Genomic DNA, 8934 nt, shown 5'->3' on the forward strand with positions numbered 1-8934 from the left:
GGCATAAGCCAATCACCTCAATGAGTTTAATTTAATTGCAATTTAAAATTTTATGACTGCCATTAATGGCAAGTTCAACAAAGGCCGCAATTCTAATCTACTTCCGGGGCAAATGTAAAGGAAAGAATACGCGATCCTCCGAATATTTCGCTTTCAACTGGTGAAAAGCGCGTAAACAGAGTAGAATCGCTGCCTTATTTTAGTAGCGAAATGAAGAAAATTAATGAAGATTTTAGGCATTGAAACCTCGTGTGACGAAACTGGCGTGGCGATTTATGACGAAGACAAGGGCTTGATCGCCAATCAGCTTTATACCCAAATTGCGTTGCACGCCGATTATGGCGGTGTGGTGCCGGAATTGGCCTCACGCGATCACATTCGCAAAACCGCGCCGTTAATCCAAGCGGCATTGCGTGAGGCACGGCTAACCGCGAAGGATATCGACGGCGTAGCTTATACTTGTGGGCCGGGACTGGTCGGTGCGTTGTTAGTGGGGGCGACCGTTGCGCGTGCGCTTGCTTATGCGTGGGAGGTGCCGGCCGTTGGCGTACATCATATGGAAGGCCATTTGTTGGCGCCGATGCTTGACGACAATCCGCCTTGTTTTCCTTTTGTCGCGTTGTTGGTTTCCGGCGGACATACCCAATTGGTTCGCGTGGAGGGTGTCGGCCAATATACGGTAATCGGCGAATCCGTCGATGATGCCGCCGGTGAAGCCTTTGACAAAACGGCCAAATTACTCGGGTTGGATTATCCCGGCGGCGCGGCGCTTTCCCGTCTGGCCGAGCAAGGCGCGCCCGGTCGTTTTGTTTTTCCGCGTCCGATGACCGATCGTCCCGGTTTAGATTTCAGCTTTTCCGGCTTGAAAACCTTTGCGGCGAACACGCTCAATGCGGTGCTGAAAACGGAGCTCACGCTTTCCGAACAAACCAAAGCCGATATCGCTTACGCATTCCAAGACGCGGTGGTGGATACCTTGGCGATTAAATGTAAGCGCGCGTTAAAAGAGACCGGCTATAAACGTTTGGTGATCGCCGGCGGCGTAAGTGCAAACAAAAAATTGCGCGCAAGTTTGACGCAAATGATGAAAAACCTCGGCGGCGAAGTGTTTTATCCGCAACCGCAATTTTGCACGGATAATGGCGCGATGATCGCTTATGCCGGTTTGTTGCGTTTAAAACAGGGCCAACACAGCGGTTTGGCGATTGACGTTAAACCGCGCTGGGCGATGGCTGAATTGCCGGCGCTTTAAAAGAATAAGGAAAAGAGTATGGCGAAGCTATATTTTTACTATTCCACTATGAATGCGGGTAAATCCACCACCTTGTTGCAATCATCTTACAATTACCGCGAACGCAATATGAATACGCTGGTTTATACGGCGGCTATTGACGACCGCTTCGGCGTGGGGAAAGTGACTTCGCGTATCGGCATCAGCGAGGATGCGCATTTGTTTAATGCGGGCACGGATTTGTTTGCTGAAATCAGCAAATATATGAGCAGCGACAATTTGCATTGTGTGCTGGTGGATGAAGCGCAATTTTTAACCAAACAACAGGTTTATCAATTAAGCGATGTCGTGGATAAACTTAATGTGCCCGTGCTTTGCTACGGCTTGCGTACGGATTTTCAGGCGGAATTGTTTGAGGGCAGTCAATATTTGCTCGCTTGGGCGGATCAATTGGAAGAACTGAAAACGATCTGTTATTGCGGGCGTAAAGCGAATTTTGTATTACGTTTAAATGAACACGGTGATGTGATGAAAGAGGGGGAACAAATTCAAATCGGCGGCAATGATTCTTATCTTTCCGTTTGTCGCTTACATTACAAGGAAAAAAGCGGCCAACTTTAAACGCCTTTTCACCGTTTCAAACACAACCTATAAGGACAATTTTATGCTAAAAAACAAAACCTTCGGCAGCGCCTTGATTATCGCCGGCACTACCATCGGCGCAGGAATGCTGGCCATGCCGCTCACTTCGGCGGGCATGGGCTTTGGCTACACTGTGCTGTTATTGGTCGGTTTGTGGGCGCTGTTGGTGTACAGCGGTTTGCTGTTTGTGGAGGTGTATCAAACTGCCGATCGACTCGATGACGGCGTTGCAACCCTCGCGGAAAAATACTTCGGCGTGCCGGGGCGTATTCTGGCCACATTGAGTTTGTTGATTTTATTGTATGCCCTTTCCGCCGCCTACATCACCGGCGGTGGCTCATTGCTTTCCGGTTTGCCGACCGCATTCGGTTTGGAGGCAATCTCCTTGAAAAGCGCGATAATTCTTTTCACTGCGGTGCTTGGCTCTTTTGTGGTGATCGGCACCAGAGGCGTGGACGGCATCACCCGTGTTTTGTTTATCGGTAAACTGGTGGCTTTTGTTTTCGTGTTATTTATGATGTTGCCGAAAGTCGCCTTGGACAACTTAATGGCACTGCCGCTGGATTATGCTTTTGTCATTTCTGCCGCACCGATTTTCTTCACTTCATTCGGCTTTCACGTGATTATGGCAAGCGTGAACAGTTATTTAGGCGGCAATGTAGCAAAATTCCGTCGCGCAATTTTAATCGGTACCGCTATTCCCCTTGCGGCCTACTTAGTTTGGCAGTTGGCGACCCACGGTGTATTAAGCCAAAACGAATTCGTACGCATTTTACAAGCCGATCCGACGCTTAATGGTTTAGTCAATGCGGCGCACGAAATTACCGGTTCCAGCGTAATGGGTGAAATTGTGCGTATTTTTTCAGCGCTTGCGCTCATCACTTCTTTCCTCGGCGTTATGCTCGGCGTATTTGAAGGGTTAGGCGATTTATTCAAACGCTATCATTTACCGAACAACCGTTTCTCCCTAACCGTCGCGGCGTTCCTCCCACCATTGGCTTTCGCCTTGTTTTACCCGGAAGGTTTCATCACCGCATTGAGTTATGCCGGTTTACTATGCGCGTTTTATTGCTTAATTTTGCCCATCGCCTTGGCTTGGCGCGTTCGCGTAACGGCTCCGAATTTGCCTTATCGCGTATTCGGCGGCAATCTCGCGTTAATTACGGCGTTGCTTGTGGGAATTGTAATTATGGTGATTCCATTCTTCATTCAAGCAGGCTATTTACCGGCGGTCGCAGGGTAATCTATTTTTCACGCAAGTCAGTTTGCTGACGGATTGGCTCAGTAATGGATTCGCTAAGCAATAGCCAAACAATAAAGGGGAACATAATGTTCCCCTTTATTGTTTTGTTGACTGTTTTGTTGATTGTTTTGTTGTTCTCCTCTCAAAATAGCACCGCATTGAAGCCGCTTCCAATGCGGTGCTATTTTAATTGTTCAATAAAACCTTTATCTCTTTATTTTGATTTTTAAAAAATATTGTCAATCATTGGTGATAAACAAATAATGTTGTTAATCAAAATGATGGATAAATGATTAACAAAACCGATTATATACATTCGGTTATTTTTGTAGCAACGCCAAAAATTCGTCTTCGCTTAATACCGTGATGCCTAATTCTTGCGCTTTGGTTAGCTTAGAACCGGCAGCGTCGCCGGCGATGACGAAATCGGTTTTGGCGGAAACCGAACCACTCACTTTGGCACCCATTTCTTGTAACAGCGCTTTGGTTTCATTGCGTCCCATTTGGCTGAGCGTGCCGGTAAGTACTACGATTTTGCCCTTGAACGGATTATCACCCGCCTCTTTGGTTTCCACTGCGTCCCAATGTATCCCTTGCGCGATGAGGTCGCTTACCGCATCTACGTTATGCGGTTCGCGCCAGAAGGCAAGAATACGATTTGCCACCACTTCCCCAACATCCGGCACCGCTTGTAATTGTTCGAAGTCGGCATTTTTTAACGCCTCTAAGGTTTTGAAATGATTGGCCAGATTCAATGCGGTGCTCTCGCCCACTTCGCGTATGCCGAGGGAGAAAATAAAGCGCGCCAGCGTAGTGTGCTTGGCTTGTTCGAGACTATTTAGCGCATTTTTCGCCGATTTTTCGCCCATTCGTTCTAATTGCATAAGCGTGGTTAAATCCAGTTTGAATAAGTCCGCCGGTGTGCGTATTAATTCACGTTCAACCAATTGTTCAATAAGTTTGCCGCCTACACCGTCAATATCCATCGCTTTACGTGAAACAAAATGTTTAAGCGATTCTTTGCGTTGTGCCGCGCAGAACAGACCGCCGGTGCAGCGAGCCACGGCTTCGCCTTCAATACGCACGATTTGTGAACCGCATACCGGGCAGTTATGCGGGAAAATAATCGGTTTGGCGTCGGCCGGGCGGCGTTCGTGTAATACACCGATAATTTGCGGAATCACGTCGCCCGCGCGACGAACTACCACGGTGTCGCCGATGGCGAGATTTAAACGGGCGATTTCATCACCGTTATGTAACGTCGCATTGCTGACGGTGACGCCTGCCACAAACACCGGTTTCAATTTTGCCACCGGCGTGATGGCGCCGGTACGCCCCACTTGGAATTCCACATCGTTCAGTACGGTAAGTTCTTCTTGCGCCGGGAATTTGTAAGCGATTGCCCAACGCGGTGCTTTGGAAATAAAACCGAGCTCATTTTGCAGTTCAATATCGTTGATTTTTAGCACGGTGCCGTCGATGTCGTAACCGAGCAAAGCGCGCTTGTTTTGCATATCACGATAAAACGCCAGAACCTCTTGCACGCCGTTGCACAGGCGAATTTCCGGATTGATCGGAATGCCGATGGATTTCAGCCATTGCAGGCGCGCGTAATGCGTGTTCGGCAAATTTATTCCTTCCGCGATGCCGATGCTGTAAGCATTGAACGCCAACGGGCGTTTGCTGGTAATGTTCGGATCTAATTGGCGCAACGAACCGGCCGCGGCATTGCGCGGATTGGCGAAGGTTTTTTCACCCAGTTCCAAGGCGTGTTTATTCAAGCGTTCAAAGCCGACATGCGGCATAAATACTTCGCCGCGAACTTCCAGACGTGCCGGCGGATTGTCGATTAAAAGTTGTAGCGGTACGTTGCGAATGGTACGAATATTGGCCGTAATATCTTCGCCGCGGCTGCCGTCGCCGCGCGTCGCCGCTTGGCTCAGCACGCCGTTGACGTACAAAATACTGACCGCCAAGCCGTCCAGTTTCGGCTCGCAACAGAAAGTGAGCGGCTTCGGTAGCACGATTAGGCGATCTTCAATGCGTTTCACAAAAGCATAAAATTCTTCGTCGGAAAAGGCATTGTCGAGCGATAACATGGGCATTTCGTGACGAATTTGGCGAAAGCCCGCCAGCGGTTTAGCGCCGACCCGTTGTGTCGGCGAATCCACCGTGACCAAATCGGGATGTTCGAGTTCTAAGGCTTTGAGTTGATGAAACAGGCGATCGTATTCGCTGTCCGGCACGCTCGGGTTATCTAACACGTGATATTCGTATTCATATCGGCGCAAAGTGTTGCGCAGGGTTTCGAGTTTGGCTTGGAGGGTCATAACATTCTCGTTAAGTCGTTCGCGCTTTTGTTTGCGCAGGAAAGTCGTTTGTTGTCGGAGGCCGATGGGCGAACCTTCAAATTAGCACCGCATTGAAATGCCTCCGTTTCAGCACCGCATTGAAACGGCTTTTTAACACGACAACGGCGAACACGAGGTTCGCCGAAAGTGTGTTTAAAAAGCGTGTTTAAAAATGAAACATTTTTTATGCCACGCGAGCAAGATACGCTTGTTCTTGAACCGCGTCGAAAATTTGTTCGTCTTCGGTGAGAATTGAGCCACCCAAATCTTCCGCTAAGGTTTTTGCGGCGCGAATCATTAATTTTAAGTTTGCCAAATCATTGCCGGGCGAAGGCAGTTTCATAAATAACGCAACGCCGATGGTGGTAAATTCCGGCTGGTACGGATTAAAGGCGCCGTCATCTTGTAAATTTGCAACGCTGAATAAAGTCGGGCTTGCCACACTTAAATCGAAATGGCGGTGATACATATTGTGTCGGCCGAAAATAAACCCAAGATTTTCCAACGATTGAATCAGGTTTGCTCCGTGAAATTCGCGATATTGTGGCGAAATGACATAAAGTTGAAGATAACCCGATGTTTGTTTCGGTGTTTTTGGTTCCGTGGCTGGTGTTTCATTGAAAGGCTCGGCGGAGTTTAGTTCGGTCAGTTCGCCGCGGGACATTTGCGCAAGTTGTTCGCGCAATTTCGGTGAAGAAGAATTAATTCCTTCGAATTCGTTGTCGTTTTGCATTTCAAGTTGCTCGAGCGTCATCGTCGCCGGATTGGCTGCGGGTTGTGACGGTTTCATTTGGTATTCCATACGCATCGGCTGGCGCGCCGGTTCAATGTTTGGAATGGAGATTTTTATATCGTCCACGGTGCGTTCGGTTTTTTGGTAATCCGCTTGCTCTGTTGCCGAGTCGTTATCAAGCGGTTGCTGTTGGACTTTCGGTGTGGCTTGGTGCACCGGTGCCGAATGCGGTGCTGTGGCGCTAGCGCGTTCAGGAGTCGGTTGGTGGGGCGTCGAGCGTTCTTGTATCGATGCCGGGGTTGACGCGCGGTTAAATGTGCCGGCATTTTTAAAATACTTTGATTTCTCGCGGCGATTTGACCATAATCCGTGCGCGACAAGGGCGATGAGCGCCGCCACCCCTAAAATAATCAAAATTGTATTAAGATCCATTTTGGCTCCTTATCAGGCAATAAAATTGCGCCGATCCTACCATATTTTCAGGGGTGAAAAAACAGGGCGAAAGGGCGCTTACCCGTTTAATTTATTTCGGTCAAAGAAGGAAAAAGAATGATTAATCAACAGGAAATCAAATCCGCTTTTCATTATTTCGTGATGGGTTGGCATTTCATTACGCAAAAAGGCTTGCGCCGTTTTGTAGTAATGCCGATTGTGATGAATGTCATTTTGCTGTCGGGGCTGTTTTGGCTTTTTATCAGTCAAATCGGCGACATCATCGATTGGATGATGAGCTTTGTGCCCGACTGGCTCGGTTTTTTAGGCGTGATTTTGTTGGCGTTGTCTATCATTATGATTTTGCTGCTGTTTTATTTTACTTTTACCACGCTGTCGGGCTTTATCGCCGCGCCGTTCAACGGTCTATTGGCGGAAAAATTGGAAAAAATGCTCACCGGTGAGCCGATTAACGACGATACCTGGTTGGACGTACTGAAAGATGTGCCACGTATGTTGCATCGCGAATGGCAAAAGCTGTTGTACAGTCTGCCGAAAATTATCGCGTTGTTTTTACTCGGCTTTATTCCGTTGGTGGGACAGATTGTGGCACCAACGCTAACATTTTTGTTCACGGCTTGGATGATGGCGATTCAATATTGCGATTATCCTTTTGATAATCACAAAGTGTCTTTTGATATTATGCGCACCGCATTGGGCGAACGGCGTACGCAAAGTTTGACTTTCGGCGGATTGGTGACCTGCTGTACTTTTTTGCCCATTGTGAATTTGCTGATTATTCCCGTCGCGGTGTGTGGTGCAACGCTAATGTGGGTGGAAAATTATCGCGATAAATTACGCTTTGATATGAATTTTCAATCTCCTCGCGGCTCAAGCGCCACTGAAGTTGCGACACGCGGCAATGAGACGGCGGTACGTGCGCCAAACGGACAAAGCGTGAAATAGCGTTTGGTTATAAAATAGATCAAATAACTATTTTTTTTATCATAAAAGCGATGCTATAACTACGCCGTCAAAAACATTAATTTATAGGGGACAAACATGACAATTTATGCGGATAATTCTTACACCATCGGTAATACACCGCTTGTGCGTTTAAAACATTTCGGCAACGGTAATATCGTGGCGAAAATCGAAGGCAGAAATCCGAGTTTTAGCGTGAAATGCCGTATCGGCGCCAACATGGTATGGCAAGCGGAAAAAGACGGCATACTCACCCGAGGAAAAGAAATCGTCGATGCCACCAGTGGCAATACAGGCATTGCCTTGGCTTATGTGGCTGCGGCGCGCGGGTATAAAATCACCCTCACAATGCCGGAAACCATGAGCCTTGAACGCAAACGTTTATTGCGTGGTTTGGGCGTCAATTTGGTGTTAACCGAAGGCGCGAAAGGAATGAAAGGCGCGATTGCCAAAGCAGAAGAAATTGTGGCTTCCGATCCTTCTCGTTATGTGATGCTGAAACAATTCGAAAATCCGGCCAACCCGCAAATTCACCGTGAAACCACCGGTCCTGAAATTTGGAAGGACACCGACGGTAAGGTAGATGTCGTTGTGGCGGGTGCCGGTACCGGCGGTACAATTACCGGCATTTCCCGTGCCATTAAGCTTGATTTCGGTAAAGCCATTACCTCTGTGGTGGTGGAACCGAGCGAATCGCCGGTGATCACGCAAACCTTGGCCGGCCAAGAAGTTAAACCGGGTCCGCATAAAATTCAAGGTATCGGCGCCGGCTTTGTGCCGAAAAATCTCGATTTGTCTTTAATCGATCGCGTGGAAACCGTGGATAGCGACACCGCCATCGCCACCGCCCGCCGTTTAATGGCGGAAGAGGGCATTCTTGCTGGTATTTCTTCCGGTGCAGCAGTCGCGGTGGCAGATCGTATCGCGCAGTTGCCGGAATTTAAAGACAAATTAATCGTGGTCATTTTACCTTCCGCATCTGAACGCTATTTAAGCACGGCATTGTTCGAAGGAATCGAAGCCTAAGCCTTGCGCGGCGGGGCGCCAATGCGGTGCCAAAATGAAACCTCGTGCAAGCGAAGAAAAACGAACCGCACTTTGAGTGCGGTTTTTTACGTTGTTAAAATGTCTTTTAAGCAAAAACATATTAATTAAAATGCCATTTGAATAACGCTCTGCCAAATGAATCGAACGGCTTGTGCGATTGTCGGAAAACTCAGTATCGGCGGCTTTTGATTTTTTATGCGAGTCGCCTAACATTCGGAGACCTTTGCAAAAAAGCCCTTCCTTCGACAGCCGAAACCCAAACACAGGTTTT

8 protein-coding genes are annotated in these 8934 nt (G+C 48.2%); 5 read left to right on the forward strand and 3 right to left on the reverse strand.

The window, feature by feature from the left end; translation table 11 throughout:
* Nucleotides 1-223 precede the first annotated feature (223 nt).
* The 3 genes from tsaD to ACO59Y_RS01665 are packed head-to-tail and all read left to right on the forward strand — an operon-like array spanning nucleotide 224 to nucleotide 3116.
* Nucleotides 224-1252 (forward strand): tRNA (adenosine(37)-N6)-threonylcarbamoyltransferase complex transferase subunit TsaD, encoded by a 1029-nt coding sequence (tsaD, locus tag ACO59Y_RS01655; protein ID WP_486130071.1) that lies wholly within the window; start codon nucleotides 224-226, stop codon nucleotides 1250-1252.
* 18 nt (nucleotides 1253-1270) lie between these two features.
* Nucleotides 1271-1852 (forward strand): thymidine kinase, encoded by a 582-nt coding sequence (locus ACO59Y_RS01660; RefSeq protein ID WP_373603757.1) that lies wholly within the window; start codon nucleotides 1271-1273, stop codon nucleotides 1850-1852.
* Nucleotides 1853-1895: 43 nt separating this feature from the next.
* A complete protein-coding gene (locus ACO59Y_RS01665; protein WP_486130073.1) occupies nucleotides 1896-3116 on the forward strand; it encodes an aromatic amino acid transport family protein in 1221 nt (406 codons plus the stop codon).
* 320 nt (nucleotides 3117-3436) lie between these two features.
* Here the strand turns inward: ACO59Y_RS01665 and ligA are convergent, their stop codons facing one another.
* Both ligA and zipA read right to left on the reverse strand, forming a co-directional pair.
* Nucleotides 3437-5446 carry an NAD-dependent DNA ligase LigA gene (gene ligA / locus ACO59Y_RS01670; protein ID WP_486130075.1) on the reverse strand — a complete coding sequence of 670 codons (2010 nt, stop codon included), beginning with the start codon at nucleotides 5444-5446 and terminating at the stop codon, nucleotides 3437-3439.
* Nucleotides 5447-5651: 205 nt separating this feature from the next.
* Complete coding sequence (gene zipA, locus ACO59Y_RS01675) at nucleotides 5652-6632, reverse strand: cell division protein ZipA (protein ID WP_486130077.1); 981 nt, start codon at nucleotides 6630-6632, stop codon at nucleotides 5652-5654.
* Nucleotides 6633-6749: 117 nt separating this feature from the next.
* Here zipA and cysZ point away from each other — a divergent pair, with 117 nt between their 5' ends.
* Nucleotides 6750-7598 carry a sulfate transporter CysZ gene (gene cysZ / locus ACO59Y_RS01680; protein ID WP_486130079.1) on the forward strand — a complete coding sequence of 283 codons (849 nt, stop codon included), beginning with the start codon at nucleotides 6750-6752 and terminating at the stop codon, nucleotides 7596-7598.
* Between the two features lie 96 nt (nucleotides 7599-7694).
* Nucleotides 7695-8642 (forward strand): cysteine synthase A, encoded by a 948-nt coding sequence (gene cysK / locus ACO59Y_RS01685; protein ID WP_486130081.1) that lies wholly within the window; start codon nucleotides 7695-7697, stop codon nucleotides 8640-8642.
* On the opposite strand, the gene ACO59Y_RS01690 is transcribed toward cysK, so the two are convergent.
* Nucleotides 8607-8876, reverse strand: coding sequence for a hypothetical protein (locus tag ACO59Y_RS01690; RefSeq protein WP_486130083.1), 270 nt, complete (start codon nucleotides 8874-8876; stop codon nucleotides 8607-8609). The two genes, cysK and ACO59Y_RS01690, sit on opposite strands and share 36 nt — an antisense overlap.
* Nucleotides 8877-8934 lie beyond the last annotated feature (58 nt).

The sequence above is a fragment of the Rodentibacter sp. genome (assembly GCF_057314195.1).

Coding starts and splice junctions, on each gene's coding strand:
- ACO59Y_RS01690 (WP_486130083.1), bottom strand. CDS start 8,876: ATGTTAGGCGACTCGCATAAAAAATCAAAAGCCGCCGATACTGAGTTT.
- ligA (WP_486130075.1), bottom strand. CDS start 5,446: ATGACCCTCCAAGCCAAACTCGAAACCCTGCGCAACACTTTGCGCCGA.
- ACO59Y_RS01660 (WP_373603757.1), top strand. CDS start 1,271: ATGGCGAAGCTATATTTTTACTATTCCACTATGAATGCGGGTAAATCC.
- zipA (WP_486130077.1), bottom strand. CDS start 6,632: ATGGATCTTAATACAATTTTGATTATTTTAGGGGTGGCGGCGCTCATC.
- tsaD (WP_486130071.1), top strand. CDS start 224: ATGAAGATTTTAGGCATTGAAACCTCGTGTGACGAAACTGGCGTGGCG.
- cysK (WP_486130081.1), top strand. CDS start 7,695: ATGACAATTTATGCGGATAATTCTTACACCATCGGTAATACACCGCTT.
- ACO59Y_RS01665 (WP_486130073.1), top strand. CDS start 1,896: ATGCTAAAAAACAAAACCTTCGGCAGCGCCTTGATTATCGCCGGCACT.
- cysZ (WP_486130079.1), top strand. CDS start 6,750: ATGATTAATCAACAGGAAATCAAATCCGCTTTTCATTATTTCGTGATG.